The sequence below is a fragment of the Nonomuraea maritima genome, assembly GCF_900100395.1.
Taxonomy (GTDB): Bacteria; Actinomycetota; Actinomycetes; order Streptosporangiales; family Streptosporangiaceae; genus Nonomuraea; species Nonomuraea maritima.
In genome coordinates, this window is record NZ_FNFB01000016.1 from 89,262 (window position 1) to 111,402 (window position 22,141).

A 22,141-nucleotide genomic window follows, 5' to 3' on the forward strand; every position below is an offset into this window, starting at 1 on the left:
GATGACTGACGTGCTGCACGGGTACGCCGACCCCGAGACGGAGGGCCTGCTGGCCGTGCCGGGCGGGGACGAGCGCCTGATCGCGGTGCTCGGGACGGCCGCGCCCTTCTCCGAACGGGTCTCCGGCGAGTTCTTCACGCCGGTCCCCACCCGCAACCCGCGACAGGCCTCGGAACGTACCGCCCGCTGGCTCAAGGCGGCGGTCGGCGACGACGAGAGCGCCCGGCGGGCGTTGTTCCAGCACCGCCGCCGATCCGGGAGGGATCTCGGCGCGGGCCTGGTGGACGTGCGTGTGACCGACCCCCGCAGGCTGCCGGAATGGGCGTACGCCCTGGTCGACTTCCTGCTGGCGCAGCCGCCCACGGCCGCCGCCGACCCGGCCGCGGGTCGTCCTGGCGCGCCGTTCGTGGCCTTCCGCAGGGCCGTGAAGCGGCTGGTCGACTTCACCGAGGGGCACGTGCGCGGTGTGCCCGTCACCGCTGACGCCCGCGAGGACATCGCCGGGCAGCTCATCGAACGGCTCACCCAGGTGTGTTACGCGGGGTTCGCCTTCGAGGCCCAGATGTCGGGGAGCAACAACGACGCGCTCGGCTGGCTGCGTACCCCCGGCTTCGACGTCAGCCAGGCGGGCTGGCTGGACCGTCTGGAGACGCTGCCGGGTCTGGCGTACGTCATGGGCATGGCGTGCCTGCAGTGGCGGCGTGTGGTGCACGAGTTGTTCGACCGGCTCGGCGCAGACCTGCCCGAACTGCGCAGGACGCTCTGGGGATGGGCCGACCCAGGACCCGTGACGGGCTACTCGGGCGACTCGGGCGACCTGCACAACCATGGCAGGGTCGTCACGCTGCTGACCTTCGCCTCCGGGCAGCGGGTGGTCTACAAGCCCAAGGACCTGCGCTCGGTCGCCGGGCTCATGGACGTGTGCACCCTGCTCAACAACCACGGCCTCCCTCTCGACCTGCACACGCGCCACGTCATCAGGCGCGACGGCTACGGCTGGGAGGAGTACGTCACCGCCCTGCCCTGCGACGACGAGGAGAGTGCCCGCCGCTACTACACCCGCCTGGGCATGATGAGCAGGCTCGCGCAGTTGCTCGAATGCCGCGATCTGTGGGCGGACAACCTCGTCGCGGTGGGGGAGCGGCCCGCCTTCATCGACCTGGAGAACGTGCTGCAGGCGCGCATCAGCAAGCCGTCCCTCATCGGCGAGCGCATCCAGAGCCTGTGGGGCCGGGTGGAGGAGACCGTGGCCAAGACCGCGGTCGTGTCCTTCCCCCGGGTGATCGCCGGCGGCGTGCGGGCTCAGGACATCGGCTGCATGGCCGCGCTGCAGGAGCAGGTCGCGGAGAACTCCCACGGATATCCCCCCGGGTGGGAGGCCCCGCCGTACCGCCCGAGTCTCGTGGACGGCGGCCTGGCGGATCCCCGTGACTACCCGGAGGAGGTCGCGGCCGGCTACCGGATGATGCAGGACTGCCTGGAACGCAACCGTGAGCTGCTCGCCGACCCCACGGGGCCGCTGGCGCTGCTGCGCGACGCGCCGGTCCGCTACATCTGGCGCAGCACGTGGGACTGCGTGGAACTGCTGGGCCGCAGCCTCAGCCCGGCCTCCCTCGTCGACGGCGTGGCCAGGGAGATCTGCCTGGCCCACCTGTTCCGCAGCGCCAGGGAGACGCTGCGTGAGGACTCCGCCAGGTCGGACATCTTGGAGATCGTCGAGCAGGAGATCGACGCGTTCCGGCGGATGGACGTACCCCTGTTCGTCTCCTTGCCCCGGTCCGAGTCGGTCTTCACCCCTGACGAGGTCGAGATCCCCGGCCACTTCGAGGGCACGGCCTGGCAACGGCTGACGGACCGGATCGCCGGCCTCACCGGGTTTCCCGTCGAGGAGCACGTGGCGGTCCTGCACACCTGCCTCGACTTCGTCGGAGCCGCCCCGCCGGCCGCCGACGTCCCCGCTCCCGGCCGCCCGCCTCGTACGCTGCCCGAGCTCGGCCTTCGGGCCTTCGCCGAGTCCGCCGCCGGTCAAGGGCCGCCGACCGAGGTGCTGCTGGCCCGGGCGACCGAGATCGCCGAGTCGGTGCTCGCGACGGCCGTCCCGCTCGGCGGGGCGTCCGGCGATCGGCGTGGCTGGCTTGGCGTGGTCAGCTACCCGGCCCACGGTCTGGACCAGGTCGAGCCGCTCCAGGGCGACCTGCTGACAGGAACGGCGGGCCTGGCGGTCTTCCTGGCCGAGCTGTACGCCGACACCGGCGCGCCCAGCCACTGGACGGCGGCACAGGACGCTCTGGACGCCACTGTCGAGTTCGCCACGCTGTCGGCCCGCTCGGCCTTCTTCCGCCGGATGTCCGGCGGGACCAGCCCCGTGGGCGCGTTCGTGGGCACGGGTGCGGCCATCTACGCCTTGAGCCGGTGCGGCGGCCCGCTGGCCGACGCCGAACTGGTCCGGCGGGCGGCGGAGCTGCTGCCGCTGGCCGCCGCCCAGCTGGACGGGAACACCACGGCGGAGCCGGTGTTCGGCCGCGCCGGGTTGCTGCAGGCGGTGCACAAGCTGCGCGAGGTCGCGGTCACCCCGATCCCGGCCGCCGACGAGCTCGCGGACCGGCTGCACGGTGAGCTGCTGGCCGAGCTGACGCGACCGGCCGTTCCCGGGCGGACGCGGGAGCCGTACCCGCCCGGCATGGGTGTGCTCGACGGGCTGCCCTCGGGCACCGACGGTCTGGTGTGGGCGCTGACCAGCAGCGCGGACGCCCTCAACCGGATGGAGCCCGCCCTGGAGGCGGTGAGCGGGCACCGGTTCGCGCTCGACACCCCTGGCTCGCTGTTCGCCGCCGTCGCCGCCGATCACCTGCTCACCGGTGACGTCTCCGCCGAGCTGCGCGAGCGCGTGGCCCGGCAGTGCGCGCCGCGAGCGCGCCGCTCGTGCGAGCGGCTCGTGGTGGACGCCGAACTCGCCCTGCACACGGCCCGGCTGGCCGGCGACGCCGGGCTGGCCGCCACCGCGCAGGCTCTGGTCGGCGAACTGCTCCGGCGCCGCGAGCGCACAGGGCGCTGGTTCTCCGACCGGCGGCGCGCGGACCGGCTCACCCTGTCCGCCGTCAACGGGCTGGCCGCCGCCGGGCTGACCCTCCTCAGATTCGCCGACGACCAGGTGGACTCGCTCCGCCTCGTGAACTGAACGCGCGCTCAACACTGACGAAAGGGGTTCATATGGACGTGCGGCCCAGCTTCCGCCGACACCATCGCGTGGAGACGGTGGACGGGGAAGGCGTGTACCTGGTGTCCGAGCGCGACCTGCACGTGCTCACCGGCCGTACGGTCCGCGCGCTCGCCGGCCTCCTCGACGGGAAGCACACGGTGACGGAGATCCTTGCCGCCGTCGAGCCGGAGATTCCGCCCGAGCAGGTCTTCTACGTCCTGCACCAGTTACGGGAACAGGGATTCCTGGTGGACGTCACCGAGGCGGTCGAGCCGCGCGCCGCCGCCTACTGGGAGATGGCCGGCCGCTCGGCCGACCAGGCGGTGGCCGGCATCACCGGAGCGGCTGTGGAGGTGCTCGCCGTGGGCGACGTGCCCCATGAGGAACTGGCAGTGCTGCTGGCCGACGAGGGCGTGCGGGTGAGCGACGGAACGAGCGCGGACCCCGGACTGACGGTCGTGCTGACCGACGACTACATCAGGAAGGAGCTCGCCGAGATCAACCGGCGGCACCTGGCCGAGGGCCGGCCGTGGCTGCTGGCCAGGGCGGGCGGGCCGGTGCTGTGGCTGGGGCCGATCTTCCAGCCGGGTTCCGGGGGCGGGTGCTGGCGCTGCCTGTCCCAGCGGCTGGAGGGGCATCGCCAGGGGCTGACGTACCTGGAGGACCGGCTGCACAGTCCTCGCCCGCTGCCGATGCCCGCGGCCGAACTGCCGCTCACCCGCGGTGCGGGGCTGCGGATGATCGCCGCCGAGACGCTCAAATGGCTGGCGGGGGTGCGTAACGACCAGCAGGGCGACGTGATCACCGTGGACACGCATGTGCTCGGCGCCACCCGGCACGAACTGCGGCGTAGGGTGCAATGCCCGGAGTGCGGTGATCCGTCCATGGTTGCGGCGCAGACGGCCCGGCCCGTCGAGCTGGTTTCGCGCCCCAAGTCGTTCACCGCCGACGGCGGGCATCGCTCGCGGCACCCGGAGGAGACGGCCGAGCGTTACGGCCATCTGGTGAGTCCGGTGACCGGGGTGGTGCGCGAGCTGGTCAAGCAGGACACCGGTACGTCCTTCATCAAGACGTACATGGCGGGACACAACTTCTCCCGCCAGGTGCACGACCTGCGCGAGCTGCGTACGGGCCTGCGCAGCCAGAGCTGTGGCAAGGGCATGACCGACCTTCAGGCCAAGGTCAGTGCGATGTGTGAGGCCATCGAACGGTACTCGGGCATCTTCCAGGGGGACGAGGCCAGGACCCGGGCCAGCCTGCGCGCCCTCGGTGATGACGCCGTGCATCCCAACGCCTGCGCGCTCTACAGCGAGGCGCAGTTCCGCGACCGCCCCACCGGGATCAGGGCCTCGACCTACACCTACGTCAACGACCCCCTGGACGAGAGCGCGGACATCGACTGGACCCCGGTGTGGTCGCTGACGGAGCAGCGTCACAAGTACCTGCCGACCGGCTACCTGTACTACTACTATCCGCGGGTGCCGGGCCGCATCTACGCCTGGTCCGACTCCAACGGCAACGCCGCGGGCTCCTCCGTCGAGGACGCCGTCCTGCAGGGCTTCATGGAACTGGTCGAACGCGACGCCGTCGCCGTGTGGTGGTACAACCGGCTGCGCCGTCCCGCCTTCGACCTGGAGGCCTTCCGCGACCCGTGGATCGCGGAGTTCCTCGAGGTGTACGCGGGCCTGAACCGTGAGGTCCACGTGCTCGACCTGACCAACGACCTCGGCATCCCGGTGGCCGCCGCGATCAGCCGCAGAACCACGGGCCCCACCGAGGACATCCTCATGGCCTTCGGGGCCCATTTCGACCCGCGCATCGCCGTCCAGCGCGCCCTGGCCGAGATGAACCAGTTCATCCCCGCCGTCATCCAGGTCACCGAGAAGGGCACCCGCTACCGGTATCCCGACGGCGAGCAACTGCGCTGGTGGAAGACCGCCCGGATCGAGCAGCACCCCTACCTGACGCCGTCGGGCTCGCCGGTGCCGCCCTCCGCCCACAGCCGGCCCCCCACCGGCGACCTGCTGGACGACATCGCGACGGCCCGCGCGGTGGTCGAGGACAGGGGCATGGAGATGCTGGTCCTCGACCAGACCAGGCCCGACATCGGCCTGCCCGTGGTGAAGGTCATCGTGCCTGGGCTGCGCCACTTCTGGCGGCGCCTGGCTCCCGGCCGGCTCTACGACGTGCCCGTCCGGCTCGGCTGGCTGGCCGAGCCCACAGCGGAGGACCAGATGAACCCCATCACGATGTTCCTGTGACCGCGGTCGCGGCTCCCGTGACCGCCGCCGTCGCGCTCCGCCCGGACGCGGACGTGCGGCTGCACGGCGACGTCACCGTCATCGCCCACCCCTTCCGCAGGGTCGCCGTACGGGGTCTCGGCCCGCGCATCACCGCCCTGCTGGCCGGTCTGCGCGACCGGCCAGCCACCGTGGAGCACCTGGTGGACCGGCTCGCCGTCGACGGCGGTTCGAGCGCGGAGATCGCCACGCTGTATCTGGCGCTGGCCCGGCTGGACGACATGCTGGTGCACACACTGGATGGGCTGGTGCGAGTGGTGCCGGTGACGCGCGAAGCGGCCTTCGAACCGCGTGCCCTGGCTCCCACCGACAAGGTGCGCCTGTCCAGATTCGCCGTCGTCCGGCGGCACGGCTCCCTGCTGGTACTCGAGTCGCCGCTGGCCAGACATCGGGTGGAACTGGGCTCGGAGGCGATGCCCCTGGTGGCGGCCCTGGCCGGGCCGGTGACGGTCGTGGAGGCGTCCCGCGGGCTGCCGGCCGTCGCCGATGCGCACCAGGCTCTGGGCTACCTGGCGGGTGCCGGAATGGTCGACGTCGCCGTGGACGGGGACTTCCCCGAGGACACCGACCCGGCCCTGCGCCCATGGGACTTCCACGATCTGCTCTTCCACAGCCGCAGCCGGCTCGGCAGGTTCGACGGTGAGTTCGGCGCGACCTTCCGCTTCCTGGGTGAGCTGGAGCCGGAACCCGCGATCAAACCTCCGCCCCACGGCCGCGTCGTGCCGCTGCAGCGCCCGCAACCGACGGAACTACCGCCGCTGGACGCGGTCCTGGAGGCGCGGCGTTCCGTACGCGACTACGCTCCAGAGCCGCCCACCGCGGCCCAGCTGGGGGAGCTGCTGTACCGGTCGGCGCGCGTCAAGGGCCTGCTGGAGCCGAACGACTCCATGCCGTACGAGGCGAGCGCCCGGCCGTACCCCGGCGGGGGCGCCACCTACGAGCTGGAGCTCTACCTCGTCGTACGGCGCTGCGACGGGCTCGATGCAGGCGTCTACTACTACGACCCGCTCGGCCATCACCTGGTGGAGCTGGCACACCGCGCCGGGGACGCCGAGGCCGCGCTGGCCACAGCCCACCAGGCCACCGCCGGCGCGGTCGTGCCCGATGTGCTGATCATCGTCACGGCCAGGTTCCGGCGGGTGTCGTGGAAGTACGCCGGCATGGCCTACGCCACCGTCCTGAAGAACGTGGGCGTGCTCTACCAGACCTTCTACCTCGTGGCGACCGCGATGGGCCTGGCGCCCTGCGGGCTGGGCAGCGGCGATGCGGACCTGTCCGCCCGGCTGCTCGGGCTCGACTGGGTGGCGGAGTCCTCGGTCGGCGAGTTCCTCATCGGACGCGCGTGACCTGAGCGAACGATCGGCGCCGCTCCCGAAGGGCGGGGCCGGGCAGCGGACCTGTGATGTTCGTCATGAGCTGGAGGTGTCATTTGAATCTGGCCGGTCGGCGCAGGCGACGAGATCGTGGCAGCAGTGGAGCCGGACGCATCGCCGCGCCCGGCGACCCGCAAGGAGGGGCCCATGGGCGAGAGCGTCTACATCCTCGGTGACGAGGACCGCAGGAAGTTCGCGCGACTGATCGCCGCCGCGTGGGCCGACGAGGAGATCAAGGCACGGTACGAACGCCGGCCGCGGCCGATGCTGGCCGAGTTCGGCATCGCCTACCCGGAAGGCGTGGTCACACCCCCGCTCCCGGACAGGCCCGCGGGGGAGTTCGACGTGGAGGAGCTGGAGTCCGCCGCTGGAGGTTCGCTCGGCTCAGCCAGCTCGGTGAGCTCGATAGGCGGCTCCGCCCTGACGGCGTGGACCGTGGGGTCCAGCGGAAGCTGACAGGCGGGGCCAGGGGCCGCGGCCGCGTCGGGAGGACAGGAGTGCGAGCATGGACGAGACGGTGATCGAGGTCGCCGATCTGCGCAAACGATACGGCGACCTGACCGCCGTGGACGGGATCTCCTTCGAGGTGCGCCGCGGCGAGGTGTTCGCGCTGCTCGGCACCAACGGCGCGGGCAAGACCTCCACGATCGAGATCATGGAGGGCTACCTGAAGCCCTCGGGCGGCACGGTGAAGATCTTCGGTCATGATCCGGCCGACCGGAGGTCCCTGCGCTCCAGGACCGGCCTGGTCCTTCAGGAGTCCGGCCTGTTCGGCGAGCTGACCGCCGGTGAGACCGTCGATGCCTGGCGGCGCTTCACCTCCGGCGCGAGGCCCAGGCAGGAGGCCCTCGACCTGGTCGGCCTCGGCGACCAGGCCGGGACGAAGGTCAAGCACATGTCGGGCGGCGAGAAGCGCAAGCTCGACATCACGCTGGCCGTCCTGGGCCGTCCCGAACTGCTCTTCCTGGACGAGCCGACCACCGGGCTCGACCCCGAGGCCCGCCGCAGGGTCAGGCGCCTGGTGCGCGACCTGACCGAGGCGGGCACCACGGTGCTGCTGACCACGCACTACCTGGAGGAGGCCCAGGAACTGGCCTCCCGGGTGGCCATCATGGACCGCGGGCGGATCATGGCGTACGGGACCATGGCGGAGGTGCTCGGCCGCGGCACGGGGCGGGTCGCCTTCGAGATGCCGCCCGGCACCGACCTGGACGGCCTGACGCTCGGCGCGGGACACGAGCCGAACGTGACCGGGCAGCGGTGCGTGATCGTCACGGCTGATCCCGAGTCCGTCGCGCACGCCGTACTCGGCTGGGCGCACGCCAACGGTGTGCGGATCGCCGGGCTCGACGTCCGGCAGGCAACGCTGGAGGAGGTCTTCCTCGACATCGCCGACGGTGACATCGCCGACGGTGTCATCGCCGACGGGGACCGGCAGGAGGCGCCGAAGTGACCGCCTACACGCTCGCCCAGTTCCGGCTCAGCCACAAGCTCTTCTGGCGCACTCCCGCGATGGTGGCGATGGGCTTCGGCTTCCCGCTGGTCGTCGGTGGCCTGTTCCCGCTGATGATGCCCGACGCCGCGTGGGGCGGAGCCAGCGTACGGGCGTACCTGGTCACCGGGGTTCTAGTGCTCTCGCTCGGGATGCTCGCCTTCATGAACCTCCTGGAAGTGCTGGTCCAGCGCAGGCAGCAGCTGATACTCAAGCGCCTGCGCGGCACCGAGCTGCCCGACCTGGCCATTTTCGCGGGCGAGATCCTCTGCGTGACCGTCGTCGTGCTCGTGCAGGTGACCCTGCTGATCGCGCTGGCGCGAGTGGCGCACGGCATCGCCCTGCCGGTCAATCCCGCGCTGCTCATCGCCACGGTGATCGCCGGGACGGCGGTGTTCGCCGCGATGGCCGTGGCGGTGAGCGGGCGCATCCCGGCACAGGGCATGACGGTCTTCGTCGGTCTGCCCTTCCTGCTCCTGACCATCGGCCTGTCCGGCCTGGCCTACCCGGTCTCCCAGATGCCGGACTGGGCGCAGGTGCCGCTGTCCTACCTGCCCTTCACGCCGATCGCCAACGGCATCCGCACCGCCTACCTCGGTCAGGACTTCGTCCACCAGCAGGGTTCGGCCGTGCCGGCGGACATCGGCGTGCTCGAGGGCTTCCAGGTGATGGGGCAGGGCTGGATCGTGCTGGCGGTGTGGCTGATCGCCGCGCTGTGGGCCGCGACGAGGTGGTTCAAGTGGGAGCCTCGGCGAGGCTGATCGGGGCGGGACCCCGAACGATCCTGGTCGCGCGGGTGACCGCGGGCGGCTTCGCGGTGGCCATGGCCGCTTTCGTGGCCATTCCCGTCGCCGAGGTGCTGAGGACCCTGCCCTCCGGCCACGCCGCCGCCGCGGTGGTCCTGCTGGCCGGCCTGACCGCCGGCTACCTGTGGCTGGTCATGGCCGCCGTGGCCGACCGGCCCACCCGGGCCGATGTGCCCGTGCTCGCCGCGACCACCGGCCTGTCGGTCGCCGCCCCCTTCGTCGTGGGGCCGTCATGGCTGGTCATCGGCTTCATGCCGCCACTGGCCCTCGCCCTGACGCTCCGGGGATGGCGGGCCTTCGCCGGCTTCGCCGGGGCCCTGGTGGCCGGAGCCGTCCTGACCCGTCTGGGCGGCTCCACGTGGGTGGGGTACGGCACGCTGCAGAACCTGCTCACCGCGGGGGCGCTGGTGGGCCTGGTGCTCTTCGCCGCACTGCTGCGCGAACTGCACCGCACCAGGCAGGAGCTGGCCACGCTCGCCGTCACCGAAGAGCGGCTGCGGTTCGCCAGGGAACTGCACGACGTGCTCGGGCACAATCTGTCGGTCATCGCGATGAAGACCGAGCTCGCCATGCGGATCTCCGCCGAGCAGCGGGAGCGGCTGCACGCCGAGCTCTCCGACATCCACGGCATCGCCCGCCGGTCCCTCCATGACGTCCGGGCGGTCGTCAAGGGGTACCGCGAGATGTCCCTGGAGCGCGAGCTGGGCGGGGTGCGCCGGGTGCTGCAGGCCGCGGGGATCAGCTGCGACTTCCACGACATACCCGCCACCCTGGATCTCGCGACCAAGGTGGCGCTCGCCTGGGCCGTACGGGAGGCGGCCACCAACATCCTGCGGCACAGCCGGGCGACCGTGTGCAACCTGACCGTGGAACAGGACGACAAGCGGGGCCGGATCAGGATCGGCCTGTCCAACGACGGCGCTCTGGCCGAGAGCTCCGACACCGACGGCAGCGGCCTGGCCGGGGTACGGGAGCGGCTGACGCAGGTAGGCGGCACCAGCACCCGGCGCACCACCCAGGACGGCTGGTTCCATCTCGTCCTGGACGTCCCCCGCGAGCCCGCGGCGGCGACGCTCGTCCCTTCCCAACGGGAGAGATCATGATCAGAGTGTTGATCGCGGAGGATCACGACCTCATCAGAGGCGCCCTGATCGCCCTGCTGTCGGAGGAGCCCGACATCCGCGTGGTCGGAGAGGTGAACAGAGGAGACGCCATCCTGCCGGCCGTGGCCGAGTCCCGGCCCGACGTCGCCCTGCTGGACATCGGGTTGCCCGGCATCGACGGGCTGGAGGCCGCCGACCGGCTCAGGCAGCTCGACAGGCCGCCACCGGTGCTGATCCTGACCAGCGTGGGCACCCAGGGCAACTTCGAGCGGGCGATGGCGGCGGGCGTTCGTGGCTTCCTGGTCAAGGACGCCCCCGCGCACCGGCTGACCGACGCGATCCGCGCCGTGGCAAGGGGAGAGCGGGTCATCGACATGGAGCTCGCCGACGACGCACTCGACGCGGACGCCGACGTCGACACCAACCCCCTGACGCCCAGGGAGGTCAGCGTGCTCGCGGCCGTGGCCGCCGGCGAGGGCATCCACCAGCTGAGCCGGCGGCTCGGGCTGTCGGCTCACACGGTCCGCAACTACCTGGCGGCCGCGAGACTGAAGACCGGAGGACGTACTGACGAGGAGGCGGTCCGGGCGGCGATGGTCAACGGCTGGCTGGGCGTACGGACGACCGCCGCCAACGGCTGACCTACGGCGGTTGATCGTGAGACCGGTGCCTGTCAGGATGGACGGGGTCGTGGGTGCCGGACACACAGGGGATGACCGGTGACTGGTAGGGACGCAGCGCAGGCCGCAGTGCGTGACCTGTTACACGACATTCGCCGTGCGGGCCGCCCGGCCGGCATCGCGATCGCCGGCGTGGCGCTCCCGTGGGCGGGGCTGCCCGCCGCGGCCCTGCTGCTGCGTGCCTCCCCGCTCGACGCGCTGGTTCTGGCCGTACTGCTGTCCTTGCTGCTCGTGCCCTACGCGGCCGCCGCCGTCCGCTACGTCACGGGGCAGGACCGGCCGCCAGGAGGCCCCCGTACGGTCGTGCTGTCCGCGGTCGCGGTCTACGTGGCCGCGCTCGCCTTCGGCGACTTCCTGCTCTACCTTCCCGGCGTCGTCGCCGTGCTGGCCGTGCTGTGGCTTCCCGGCCGGGTCGCGTGGGCGGTGGTCGCGGCGGTCACCCTCGCGGAGATCCCCCTGGTCGCCGCGATCGACCCGTACTACGGCGGTTCGGCGGTCATCGCCGCGGCGAGTCTCCTCGTCTCCGTGCTGCTCCAGCTCGGAGTGCTGCGTTACGTCCGGCTGGAGCGGGATCTGCGCGCCGTACGCGCGGAGCTGTCCGAGGCGGCCGTCGACCTCGACCGGATGCGTGTCGCACGGGAGCTGCACGACCTGCTGGGCCAGACGCTGACCGCCATCACCCTCAAGACGGAGCTGGCCATCGCCCTGGTCGACGCCGACCGCCGGCAGGCCGCGCAGGAGCTCCGCACGGCGTGCGCCATCGCGGACGAGGCGCGCGCCGAGGTGAAGGACGTCGTACGCGGCCGGCGCACCCTCGACGTCGGAGCCGAGCTGTCGTCGGCGGTGTCCCTGCTGGAGCTGTCCGGAGCGAGCTGCATCGTCCGGACGTGCCTGGACGAGGTGGATGCCGAGGTGGGCAACGCCGTGGGCTGGATCGTCCGCGAGGCCGCCACCAACATCGTCCGGCACAGCGCCGCGACCAGCTGCGTGATCGAGCTGGAGGAGGACGCGGGGCGCGTGCGCCTGCTCATCTGGAACGACGGCGTCCCCGCTGGTGGGGAGCCGGTGTGGGGGTCCGGTCTGAGAGGGCTCGACAGGCGCGTGGCAAGGATGAGTGGAACGCTGACCGTCGGCAGGAACGGCGCCGACGGGTTCGCCGTGCGGGTGGACCTGCCCGCCGATCCCGGGTTGGAGAGGGTGGCCGCGGGTGATTCGAGTTCTGCTGGCTGAGGACCACGGAGTCGTACGGGGTGCGCTGGTCGCGCTGCTCAACCTCACCGGCGACATCACGGTGGTGGCCGAGACGGGACGTGGCGACAGGGTGCTCGCGGAGGCGCTGTCCAGCCGGCCGCACGTCGCCGTGATCGACATCGAGATGCCGCGCCTGGACGGCATCGCCGCCACGGAGCGGCTGGTGAGCGCGGTTCCTGAGTGCCGGGTGCTCATCCTCACCGGACTGGCCCAGACCGGTCTGCTCAGGCAGGCGCTGGAGGCGGGCGCCACCGGGTTCCTCATGAAGGACGCGCCGACGGAGCGGCTCGCCGAGAGCATCCGCAGAGTGGCGGACGGCGAACAGGTCGTCGACGGGTCGCTGGCGTTCGCGGCGATGCGCGCACCGGCCAGCCCGCTCACGGAGCGTGAGACGGACGTGCTCGTCGCCATCGGCTCAGGCGCCACCACCGGCGAGATCGCCGACAAGCTGCACCTGTCGGTGGCGACGGTGCGCAACTACATCTCGAGCGTGCTCACCAAGACCGGGGCACGCAACCGTACCGACGCCGTACGCATCGCCTCGGAGTCGGGCTGGATCTGAGGCGCTTGAGGCGTCCCGCCGTCACTCCGTCAGGCGGCGCAGGCGTTCGACCGCGTCACCGAACTCGCTCAGCATGTCGTGGACCACGTCACGTGCCGGCCGGACCCGGTCGAGCTGGCCCACGACCTGGCCGACGAAGTAGTTGACCAGCTCCACCGCGCCCGGCTCGCCCTTCTCGGCCGCCGCGGCGATGCGCGCCATCGCCCCCTCGGCCACCAGCATCTGCAGCGGCATGCCGAGGGCGCCGGGGCTCTCGGGGCCGGAGTCCCACTCGTCCGTCCAGGCCGAGCGCAGCTGCCGGGCCGGCTTCCCGGTGCGCGACCGCGACCGTACGGTGTCGAGCGACGAGGCCGCGAGGAGCTTGCGCTTGACCGCCGGCGGTGTCTCCGCCTCCTCGGTGGTGAGCCAGACGGAGCCGCACCACACGCCCTCGGCGCCGAGCGCCATCGCCGCCGCCATCTGCCGCCCCGACGCGATGCCGCCCGCCGCGAGCACAGGAACCGGCGCGACCGCGTCCACGACCTGGGGGACGAGCACCATCGTGGACACCTCGCCGGTGTGCCCGCCGGCCTCGGTGCCCTGCGCGACGACGATGTCCACCCCGGCCTCCACCTGCCGGCGCGCGTGCTCGACCGTGCCGACCAGCGCCGCGACCGGGACGCCGGCGTCCCGCGCCTTCGCCACCATCTCGGGCGGGGGCGGGCCGAGGGCGCTGGCGATCAGACCGACGCGGTGCCTGAGCGCCACGTCGATGAGGACCGACGCGCCCGCCGCGGTCACCCGCCTGCCGAACTCGTCGGCCGTCATCGTCGGCGGCCGCGCCGAGGCGCTGACGCCGTACTTGGACAGCAGGTGGGTGACGAAGTCGCGGTGCCGGTCGGGGACGAAGTCGAGCAGGTGACCGCCCCGCTCGCGCGCGGAGGGGTCGATCCGGCCCGGCACGAGCACGTCCACGCCGTACGGCCGGCCGCCCACCCGTTCGTCGAGCCAGCTCAGCTCCGTGTCGAGCCGCTCGGGCGAGTACGCGACCGCGCCCAGCACGCCGAAGCCGCCCGCCCTCGTCACCGCGGCCACCACGTCACGGCAGTGGCTGAAGGCGAACAACGGCAGCTCGATCCCCAGGCGCTCACAGATGGAGGTCCGCATGGACACGACGCTAACCGTCAGAACATCCTTCGGTCCATCCCCGGGTTCTCAGACGTCCAGCGGGACAGGGGAGTGCCAGCCGAGCTCGGGGCTGTATCCGCGCACCCGCCGCGCGGGGACGCCGGCCACCACGCTGTGGTCGGGGAACTCGCCGCGCACCACCGCGCCGCCCGCCACCACGCACTGGCGGCCGAGCGTCGTGCCAGGCAGGATGACGGCGCCCGTGCCCAGCCACGAGCCCGAGCCGATCGAGACGGGGCTGTTGCGCGGCCACTGCCGTCCGATCGGGATGTCGGGGTCGTCGTAGACGTGGTTCTGGTCGGTGATGTAGACGTACGGCCCGGTGAACACGTGGTCACCGATGTCGATCGACTGGTGCGCCACGATGTGCGAGCCCCTGCCGATCGAGCAGCTCCCGCCGATCCGGAGGATCGAGTCGGGGCCGAGGTCCAGCCCCGGGCCCATGCCGCACGACAGCGACACCCGCTCGCCGATGAGGGTGTGGTCGCCGATCTCGATCCAGGGCTCACCGAAGATCGCGCCAGGGGGGAAGGCGATGCTGACGCCCTCGCCCATCCGGCGGAACCGGTATCCCGCGGGGGTGGCCGGGGTGATCGCGCCGGCGCGGCGGATCGCCGCGTAGGAGCGGTGCACTAAACCAGCCAAAGCCCGCCGAACTAGTGACATAGCGACCAAAGCTACCGCTCGGGCGACGATGTGGCATCTTCGCGGGAGAGCGTCGCCGTCGTGCCTGTGCGACGCGGCTGCGGGAAATGTCGAGCGGGCACGTGCAGGCGCGATTAAGGTCCTCGCCAAATCGCCATTCATCGCGCTTAGCCGACTTTCCCGCAGGATATGACATGGCTCGCGATCTCCATCGGGCCGAATAGTTATATGTCCGATTTGCGCGAGATAAGCAGTAATTTCCTTTCAAGGGGGATTCGTGAGCACATCCAAACTGCTGGCAGGCCGGTTGTCGGGCCTCGCCGTCCTGGGCGCGGCGACGCTGATAGCCGCCCCCCTGTCGGCGTACGGCGACACGGAGCCGGCACCGGCCGGTTCCGCCGCCGCGGCAACCGGGGCAGCCGCCAAGACGCCGGCCGTCACCGTCGGCGCGACCGCCGACGCGACCGCCGACACGACCGCCGACACGACGGTCGGCGCGCCTGCCGACACGACAGTCGACGCGCCTGCCGGCGCGACCGTCGACACGCCTGCCGACGCGACCGCTGACGCGGCCGCGAAGATGCCGGCCATCACCGGCGCCACGGCGGACGCGGCGTCCACGACGGCTGCGTCCGTGGACCCGGTCACGGGGGACGCGCTGGCGGCGCCGGTCTACGCCGCGGGCACCCTGTGGGGCATCATCGGCCGTAACACCCTGGGTACGCCGAACGCGGTCCTGCGCGAGGGCCCCTACGGACGCGTCTCCGGCCAGTTCCCGGTCACCCAGGCGCCGCCCTACGGCACCGGCAGCCTCGGCCTCATCGTCGGCGGCGCCGACACCCCGCTCGAGGCCGACAAGATCATGTGGGGCAACGAGAGGATCTTCGCGGGTGGCGACCTGGACGCGATCCGCAGGCTCAGCTACTGGGTGTTCGCTGGCGTCGACGACCTGGACGGGGTCACCCTGCCGAACATCACCATCGAGGTCGATCCCAACCGTGACACCACGACCAACTACACGAGCCTCGTCTACCTGCCCAACGAGTCGGACAGCCCGTCCGCTCCCGCGAACCCCACTGAGAACCTCTGGCAGCGGTACGACGCGCTGGCATCGGGAAACCAGTGGTTCGCCACGGGTGCCACGGGTACTGACATCGGCTGCACCCTGGCCAGCCCCTGCACCTTCCAGTTCATCAGATCGCAGATGCCGCAAGCGGTGATCAGCTACAGCCTGGGGATCTCGAAGGGCAGGGACGACGCGTTCGTGGGCGCCGTCGACGGGCTCCAGGTCAACGGCACGGTCTACGACTTCGAGTTCACCGGCGTACGGGCCCGGCCCGCGTAACCAGGGCGTCGGGTGCGCGTCTTCAGGCGCAGGCCCTGTACGGCGGGGAGGCCGCGGTGCCGGCCCGCCATCGCCGTCAGGCCATGGACGGCCTCCGCCCGACCGTCGCGGTACGGATCGAGCGGATCGACGTCCACCACGGCATCGGCGCGGACAATGCTCCGCGTCGATGCCGCTGCGCGGGCACCCGGAGGGGCGCCCATTGCGGCGCTTTTTCGAAATGCGGAAAGCCCGGCAGTAGCAGCCGAGCAGGCCCACAGGGCCCGTTCGAATATGAACCAGGAGACAGAAGCTGACGAATGGCCGCACGGCTCGGCGCAAGGAAAGCGGAAAAGCCAGAACTCTGACAACAAGACGGAGAAGGAGGCTTTTCCACGGTCTCGCCGAAGAGCAATCAGCCGGGAATCGGTTCGTGCGGCGTCGCGGGCGTGTGAACCCCCAGTGCGACGGCCCGGCCGGCGGCTGCAGACCCGCGGGGGCGGTGTGCCCACCCGTAACGTTCTTGGCCGGACAGCGCACGCACAGCTACGACGGCACCAGGTGAGATGCCCCTGGCGTAGCGAGATCGTCCACGGTGGCGGCACGGTGGCGGCATGGTGGCGGCCCGTCCCGGCATGCCGGTCATCTCCAGGCGTACGGCGAACGCGGCGACGGCATCCCTCGGCAGCCGCGCGGACCGCCGGGTCGGCGGGAGCGCGTGGACCGGCCCTCGGCGGGGTTCGTGGCGGGGAGGGTGGCGATGGGGTGTCGGTCCGCCATGGGAAAGTCATGATTTACCGGGGTTCGGAGGGATGGTCCGGCCGATGGATCCAACGGTGAGCAAGGGTTTCCGGCGTTTTCCGCCAAGTCGCCAGGCGGTCCTGGCCATCGCCGGGCGGGACCGTTCGGGCATGTGAGGGGCGTTGTTTGATATCCTGAGAGCCCGTGGACACTTCGACCACACCTCGAGCCACGGGAGCCCCTTTGCGCAGCGCATCGCAAACCAAGCATCTGTTCGTCACCGGCGGTGTCGCCTCCAGTCTCGGCAAGGGGCTTACGGCATCCAGTCTCGGTCGCCTGCTCAAGGCGCGGGGTCTGCGGGTCACCATGCAGAAGCTCGACCCCTACCTCAACGTCGACCCCGGCACCATGAACCCGTTCCAGCACGGCGAGGTCTTCGTCACCGACGACGGCGCCGAGACCGACCTCGACGTCGGCCACTACGAGCGGTTCCTCGACACCGACCTGCACGGCTCGGCCAACGTCACCACCGGCCAGGTCTACTCCAACGTCATCGCCAAGGAGCGGCGGGGCGAATACCTGGGCGACACCGTCCAGGTCATCCCGCACATCACCAACGAGATCAAGGACCGCATCCGCGGCATGGCGGGCCCCGACGTCGACGTGGTCATCACCGAGGTCGGCGGCACGGTCGGCGACATCGAGTCGCTGCCGTTCCTGGAGGCGGTCCGGCAGATCCGGCACGAGGTCGGCCGCGACAACGTCTTCTTCCTGCACGTCTCGCTGCTGCCCTACATCGGGCCGTCCGGCGAGCTGAAGACCAAGCCCACCCAGCACAGCGTGGCCGCGCTGCGCAGCATCGGCATCCAGCCCGACGCGATCGTGCTGCGCTCCGACCGGGCCGTGCAGACGTCGATCAAGCGCAAGATCAGCCTCATGTGCGACGTCGACGAGGACGCCGTCGTCTCCTGCGTGGACGCCGCCTCGATCTACGACATCCCCAAGGTGCTGCACGCCGAAGGGCTCGACGCGTACGTCGTCCGCCGGCTCGGCCTGCCCTTCCGCGACGTCGACTGGAAGGAATGGGAGCAGCTGCTGCGCCGCGTGCACCGGCCGGCGAAGGAAGTCACGATCGCCCTCGTCGGTAAATATATTGATCTGCCGGACGCGTACCTCTCGGTCACCGAGGCCCTGCGGGCCGGCGGGTTCGCCAACGACGCCCGCGTGAACATCCGCTGGGTCAAGAGCGACGACTGCGAGACCCCCGAGGGCGCCGAGCGCGAGCTCGACGGCGTCGACGGCGTGCTCGTCCCCGGCGGCTTCGGCGTGCGCGGCATCGAGGGCAAGATCGGCGCCATCCGCCACGCCCGCGAGAACAAGGTGCCGCTGCTCGGCATCTGCCTCGGCATGCAGGGCATGGTCATCGAGGCCGCCCGCAACATGGCCGGCATCGCCGGCGCCAACTCCGCCGAGTTCGACCCCGACACCGAGCACCCGGTCATCTCCACCATGGCCGACCAGGAGGACGTCGTCGCCGGCGAGCGCGACATGGGCGGCACGATGCGCCTCGGCAGCTACACCGCCAAGCTCGGTGAGGGCACCCTCGCCCGCCAGCTGTACGGCGGCAAGCCCACCGCCGACGAGCGCCACCGCCACCGCTACGAGGTCAACAACGCCTACCGCGACCGGCTCGAGCGGGTCGGCCTGGTGTTCTCCGGCCTGTCGCCCGACGGCCGCCTGGTCGAGTACACCGAGCTGCCCGCCGACGTCCACCCCTTCTTCATCGGCACCCAGGCCCACCCCGAGTTCCGCTCCCGTCCGACGCGGGCCAACCCGATGTTCAAGGGCCTCATCGGCGCCGCCCTCCTCTACGCCGACAGCCGCGTCGGCGCCAAGGTGGCCAAGTGAAGATCGAGGACACGCCCGAGACGTGGGACGTCGTCGCGTCGAAACCGCGCTTCAGCGGATACGTGATCGACGTCGTCACCGACAGCGTCAAGATGCCCGGTGACGAGGTCGCCGACCGCGACTACGTCGTGCATCCGGGGGCCGTCGCCGTGCTCGCGCTCGACGAGCGGCAGCGCGTCCTCATGATCCGGCAGTACCGTCACCCGGCGCGGCAGCTCATGTGGGAGCTGCCCGCTGGGCTGCGCGACGTACCGGGCGAACCCCTCGTCGAGACCGCCGCGCGTGAGCTCGCCGAGGAGGCCGGCTACCGGGCCGCCACCTGGGACACCCTGCTCGACCTGCGTACCTCGCCCGGCATGTCCGACGAGCGCATCCGGGTGTTCCTGGCCCGCGACCTGACCCCGATCCCCGAGGACGAGAACAGTTTCGTCGCCCACTATGAGGAAATCGGCATGCCGGTCGAATGGGTCCCTCTGGGCGACGCGGTCGACAAGGCCCTCATGGGAATGATCCACAATTCCCCGGCGGTGGCCGGTATCCTCGCCGCGTATGCGGCTTCGGCTGAGGGGTACGCCCGCCTGCGCCCCGCCGACGCCCCGGAGGCGTGACGGAAGGACCGGTTCGTGGAGGCAGTGCTCTCCAGCTACCTCGCCCACCTCGCGGTGGAACGAGACCTGGCTGCCAACACGCTCGCGTCCTACCGTCGTGACCTGCTCCGCTACGTCGAGCACCTGCGGTCGCGCGGCCGCCTGGAGCTCGACGAGGTGGGGGCCGACGACGTACGGGCGTTCCTCGCCGCGCTGCGCGAGGGCGACGGCGACCGCCCCGCCCTCGTCGCCAGCTCCGCGGCCCGCGCCGTCTCCGCCGTGCGCGGGCTGCACCGGTTCGCCCTGCGCGAAGGGGTCACCAGCCACGACCCCGCCCACGAGATCCGCCCGCCGCGCCAGCCCCGCCGGTTGCCCAAGGCCATCACCGTCGACCAGGTCGAGCGGCTCATCGCCGCCTCCGGCCCCGACGGCGCGCCGCTGACCCTGCGCAACAGGGCTCTCCTCGAGGTCCTGTACGGCACCGGCGCCCGCATCTCCGAGGCGGTCGGGCTGGCGGTGGACGACCTCGACCACGACCAGGTGCGCCTGCGCGGCAAGGGCGGGCGCACCCGCGTCGTGCCGCTCGGCCGCTACGCCCGCCAGGCCCTCGACGCCTTCCTCGTACGCGCCCGCCCCGGCCTGCTCGCCCACGGGCGCGGCACCTCTGCCGTCTTCCTCAACGCCCGCGGCGGGCGGCTGACCAGGCAGGGCGCGTGGGAGGTGCTCCAGGCGGCCGCCGAAAGGGCCGGGCTCGCCGGGATCAGCCCCCACGTGCTCCGGCACTCCTTCGCCACCCATCTGCTGGACGGCGGCGCCGACGTCAGGGTGGTCCAGGAGCTGCTCGGCCACGCCTCTGTCACGACGACACAGGTGTACACGCTCGTCACGGTCGACAAGCTTCGGGAGGTCTACGCCGCCGCGCATCCACGCGCCCGGCAGTGATCTATAGTCTTTGGGCGTACGCCACCCCCTCGGCGTGCCGCCTTGCCGCGTTAAGTGGCGACGCCATAGTGTCCGTCCGGACGGTCCGGTTCGGGATCGTCAGGGAGGTTCGAGCTGGTGACTGAGACCAAGGGTTCGACCCCGGGGACCCCCGACAACCCCTGGGGCGACACCAAGACCAACGCGCCTTCCAACGGCGTCAACCTGGGCCCGACGCGGCGACCCCGACCGGTGTTCCCCGAACCGGTGCCCCCCGCGGTGCACGGTCCGGCGCGCGTGGTCGCGATGGTCAACCAGAAGGGTGGCGTCGGCAAGACCACGACCACCATCAACCTGGGGGCCGCACTCGTCGAGTACGGCCTCAAAGTGCTGCTGGTCGACTTCGACCCGCAGGGGGCGCTCTCCGTCGGCCTGGGCATCAACCCGCTCCAGCTCGACCTGACCGTCTACAACCTGCTCATGGAGCGCAGCGTCACCGCTGAGGACGTCCTGCTGGAGACCGGCGTCGAGGGCCTCGACCTGCTGCCCAGCAACATCGACCTGTCGGCGGCCGAGGTCCAGCTCGTCACCGAGGTCGCCCGCGAGCAGGTGCTGGGCCGCGTGATCAAGCCGCTGCTCCCGCACTACGACGTGTGCCTCATCGACTGCCAGCCGTCGCTCGGCCTCCTCACGATCAATGCGCTGACCTGCGCGCACGGCGTGATGGTGCCACTCGAGTGCGAGTTCTTCGCCCTGCGCGGCGTGGCCCTGCTGATGGACACGATCTCCAAGGTCCAGGAGCGCCTCAACGAGGACCTCGAGCTCGAGGGCCTGCTCGCCACCATGTACGACGCCCGCACCCTGCACGGCCGCGAGGTGCTGGCCCGGGTCGTGGAGGCGTTCGGCGACAAGGTGTTCCACACGGTGATCAACCGCACGGTGCGCTTCCCCGACGCGACGGTGGCCGGTGAGCCGATCACCACCTTCGACCCGTCGTCGCTCGGCGCGAACGCCTACCGTGAGCTGGCCCGCGAAGTGCTGTCGCGCTGGCCGGCACCTGCCACAATGGCGAGGTGACGGCAGAGCAGACCGAACCCCAGGGCTTCCAGGTCCACCTGGACGTCTTCGAGGGTCCGTTCGACCTGCTGCTCGGGCTCATCGCCAAGCACAAGCTCGACATCACCGAGGTCTCGCTCTCCAAGGTCACCGACGAGTTCATCGCCTACATCCGCTCCCGCGGGCCCGAGTGGGACCTCGACCAGACCAGCCACTTCCTGCTGGTGGCCGCGACCCTGCTCGACCTGAAGGCGGCCCGGCTGCTGCCGTCCGGCGAGGTCGAGGACGAAGAGGACCTCGCGCTGCTGGAGGCCCGCGACCTGTTGTTCGCGCGGCTGCTGCAGTACAAGGCGTACAAAGAGGTGGCCAAGGTCTTCGCCGGGCGGATGGCGGAGGGGGCGCTGCGCTTCCCCCGCACCGCGCCGATGGAGGAGCAGTTCGCCAACCTGCTGCCGGAGCTGATCCTCGGCATCGGGCCCGAGCAGCTCGCCCGCATCGCGGCGAAGGCGTTCACCCCGAAGCTGCCGCCCACGGTCAGCGTCGGGCACATCTACCAGCCCATGGCGAGCGTCAAGGAGCAGGCGGCCATCCTGGTCTCGCGCCTGCGCCGGTTGCGCCGGGCCACTTTCCGCACGCTGGTGGCCGACTGCGAGGGCACCTACGAGGTCATCGCGCGGTTCCTGGCGGCGCTTGAGTTGTTCCGTGAGTCGGCGGTCTCGTTCGAGCAGGTCGAGCCGCTGGGCGACCTGCACCTGACCTGGACCGGTTCTGACGACGGCGATGTCGCGGTGGGCGACGACTACGAGGAATCCGCGGAGAAACCATCACATGACTGACGACAACCCCCTGCCCAACCCGCGCAAGTCCCCGGATTCCGAGCCGTCCCTGCCCGCCTGGATGACCCTTCCCGGCTCCCTCGTCCAGCCGACTCCTCCCGACGGGGAGGACGACCCCGCGCAGCAGCCTCCCGCCGTCGAGGACGAGCACGCGCCGGTGCCCGCGACCGGCGCCTCCGACCTCGAGGCC

The 22,141-nt window shown here is 71.3% G+C and carries 18 protein-coding genes; 16 read left to right on the forward strand and 2 right to left on the reverse strand.

The genetic code is table 11. The features are described from left to right. Position 1: 1 nt before the first annotated feature. The 10 genes from BLR04_RS23925 to BLR04_RS23970 all read left to right on the forward strand — a co-directional run bounded on the left by BLR04_RS23925 (position 2) and on the right by BLR04_RS23970 (position 12,766). Positions 2-3,178 (forward strand): DUF4135 domain-containing protein, encoded by a 3,177-nt coding sequence (locus BLR04_RS23925; RefSeq protein WP_090769242.1) that lies wholly within the window; start codon positions 2-4, stop codon positions 3,176-3,178. Positions 3,179-3,210: 32 nt separating this feature from the next. Then, positions 3,211-5,460, forward strand: a complete 2,250-nt coding sequence (locus BLR04_RS23930; protein ID WP_090769244.1) for a TOMM precursor leader peptide-binding protein — start codon at positions 3,211-3,213, stop codon at positions 5,458-5,460. Then, positions 5,457-6,845, forward strand: coding sequence for a SagB/ThcOx family dehydrogenase (locus tag BLR04_RS23935; protein WP_090769246.1), 1,389 nt, complete (start codon positions 5,457-5,459; stop codon positions 6,843-6,845). Before BLR04_RS23930 ends, BLR04_RS23935 begins: the two co-directional genes overlap by 4 nt. A gap of 174 nt (positions 6,846-7,019) precedes the next feature. Further along, a complete protein-coding gene (locus tag BLR04_RS23940) occupies positions 7,020-7,328 on the forward strand; it encodes a hypothetical protein (protein WP_090769248.1) in 309 nt (102 codons plus the stop codon). Positions 7,329-7,377: 49 nt separating this feature from the next. Continuing rightward, positions 7,378-8,325, forward strand: coding sequence for an ABC transporter ATP-binding protein (locus BLR04_RS23945; protein ID WP_090769250.1), 948 nt, complete (start codon positions 7,378-7,380; stop codon positions 8,323-8,325). After that, positions 8,322-9,125 carry an ABC transporter permease gene (locus tag BLR04_RS23950; RefSeq protein WP_090769252.1) on the forward strand — a complete coding sequence of 268 codons (804 nt, stop codon included), beginning with the start codon at positions 8,322-8,324 and terminating at the stop codon, positions 9,123-9,125. Before BLR04_RS23945 ends, BLR04_RS23950 begins: the two co-directional genes overlap by 4 nt. Then, positions 9,104-10,273, forward strand: a complete 1,170-nt coding sequence (locus BLR04_RS23955) for a sensor histidine kinase (RefSeq protein ID WP_090769254.1) — start codon at positions 9,104-9,106, stop codon at positions 10,271-10,273. The genes BLR04_RS23950 and BLR04_RS23955 overlap by 22 nt, the downstream gene beginning before the upstream one ends. Then, on the forward strand, positions 10,270-10,914 hold the full coding sequence (locus BLR04_RS23960; protein WP_090769255.1) for a response regulator transcription factor: 645 nt from the start codon (positions 10,270-10,272) through the stop codon (positions 10,912-10,914). The genes BLR04_RS23955 and BLR04_RS23960 overlap by 4 nt, the downstream gene beginning before the upstream one ends. A gap of 108 nt (positions 10,915-11,022) precedes the next feature. Then, positions 11,023-12,183 (forward strand): sensor histidine kinase, encoded by a 1,161-nt coding sequence (locus BLR04_RS23965; RefSeq protein ID WP_090769256.1) that lies wholly within the window; start codon positions 11,023-11,025, stop codon positions 12,181-12,183. Further along, positions 12,161-12,766 carry a response regulator transcription factor gene (locus tag BLR04_RS23970; RefSeq protein ID WP_090769258.1) on the forward strand — a complete coding sequence of 202 codons (606 nt, stop codon included), beginning with the start codon at positions 12,161-12,163 and terminating at the stop codon, positions 12,764-12,766. The genes BLR04_RS23965 and BLR04_RS23970 overlap by 23 nt, the downstream gene beginning before the upstream one ends. 21 nt (positions 12,767-12,787) lie before the next feature. Here the strand turns inward: BLR04_RS23970 and BLR04_RS23975 are convergent, their stop codons facing one another. Together BLR04_RS23975 and BLR04_RS23980 are read right to left on the reverse strand one after the other, a co-directional pair. Next, the gene (locus BLR04_RS23975) at positions 12,788-13,912 is read right to left on the reverse strand and encodes a nitronate monooxygenase (protein ID WP_090769260.1); all 1,125 of its coding nucleotides are present in this window, start codon (positions 13,910-13,912) and stop codon (positions 12,788-12,790) included. Positions 13,913-13,960: 48 nt separating this feature from the next. Then, complete coding sequence (locus BLR04_RS23980; RefSeq protein WP_342672293.1) at positions 13,961-14,578, reverse strand: acyltransferase; 618 nt, start codon at positions 14,576-14,578, stop codon at positions 13,961-13,963. Between the two features lie 277 nt (positions 14,579-14,855). Here BLR04_RS23980 and BLR04_RS23985 point away from each other — a divergent pair, with 277 nt between their 5' ends. The 6 genes from BLR04_RS23985 to BLR04_RS24010 all read left to right on the forward strand — a co-directional run bounded on the left by BLR04_RS23985 (position 14,856) and on the right by BLR04_RS24010 (position 21,951). Further along, entirely contained in the window at positions 14,856-15,923 is a 1,068-nt protein-coding gene (locus BLR04_RS23985; protein WP_143022167.1) for a hypothetical protein, read from the forward strand. 963 nt (positions 15,924-16,886) lie between these two features. Then, complete coding sequence (locus BLR04_RS23990) at positions 16,887-18,551, forward strand: CTP synthase (protein WP_090769267.1); 1,665 nt, start codon at positions 16,887-16,889, stop codon at positions 18,549-18,551. Further along, entirely contained in the window at positions 18,548-19,159 is a 612-nt protein-coding gene (locus BLR04_RS23995; protein ID WP_090769269.1) for an NUDIX domain-containing protein, read from the forward strand. The genes BLR04_RS23990 and BLR04_RS23995 overlap by 4 nt, the downstream gene beginning before the upstream one ends. Before the next feature lie 15 nt (positions 19,160-19,174). After that, complete coding sequence (gene xerD, locus BLR04_RS24000; RefSeq protein ID WP_090769271.1) at positions 19,175-20,080, forward strand: site-specific tyrosine recombinase XerD; 906 nt, start codon at positions 19,175-19,177, stop codon at positions 20,078-20,080. 117 nt (positions 20,081-20,197) lie between these two features. Then, positions 20,198-21,136, forward strand: coding sequence for a ParA family protein (locus BLR04_RS24005; protein ID WP_245740445.1), 939 nt, complete (start codon positions 20,198-20,200; stop codon positions 21,134-21,136). Further along, entirely contained in the window at positions 21,133-21,951 is an 819-nt protein-coding gene (locus BLR04_RS24010) for a segregation and condensation protein A (RefSeq protein ID WP_090769275.1), read from the forward strand. The genes BLR04_RS24005 and BLR04_RS24010 overlap by 4 nt, the downstream gene beginning before the upstream one ends. Positions 21,952-22,141: the final 190 nt, after the last annotated feature.

What these genes read in the sequence shown, in the direction of transcription:
- BLR04_RS23945 (WP_090769250.1), top strand. Translation starts at nt 7,378, where the DNA reads ATGGACGAGACGGTGATCGAGGTCGCCGATCTGCGCAAACGATACGGC.
- BLR04_RS23925 (WP_090769242.1), top strand. Translation starts at nt 2, where the DNA reads ATGACTGACGTGCTGCACGGGTACGCCGACCCCGAGACGGAGGGCCTG.
- BLR04_RS23960 (WP_090769255.1), top strand. Translation starts at nt 10,270, where the DNA reads ATGATCAGAGTGTTGATCGCGGAGGATCACGACCTCATCAGAGGCGCC.
- BLR04_RS23940 (WP_090769248.1), top strand. Translation starts at nt 7,020, where the DNA reads ATGGGCGAGAGCGTCTACATCCTCGGTGACGAGGACCGCAGGAAGTTC.
- BLR04_RS23975 (WP_090769260.1), bottom strand. Translation starts at nt 13,912, where the DNA reads ATGCGGACCTCCATCTGTGAGCGCCTGGGGATCGAGCTGCCGTTGTTC.
- BLR04_RS23930 (WP_090769244.1), top strand. Translation starts at nt 3,211, where the DNA reads ATGGACGTGCGGCCCAGCTTCCGCCGACACCATCGCGTGGAGACGGTG.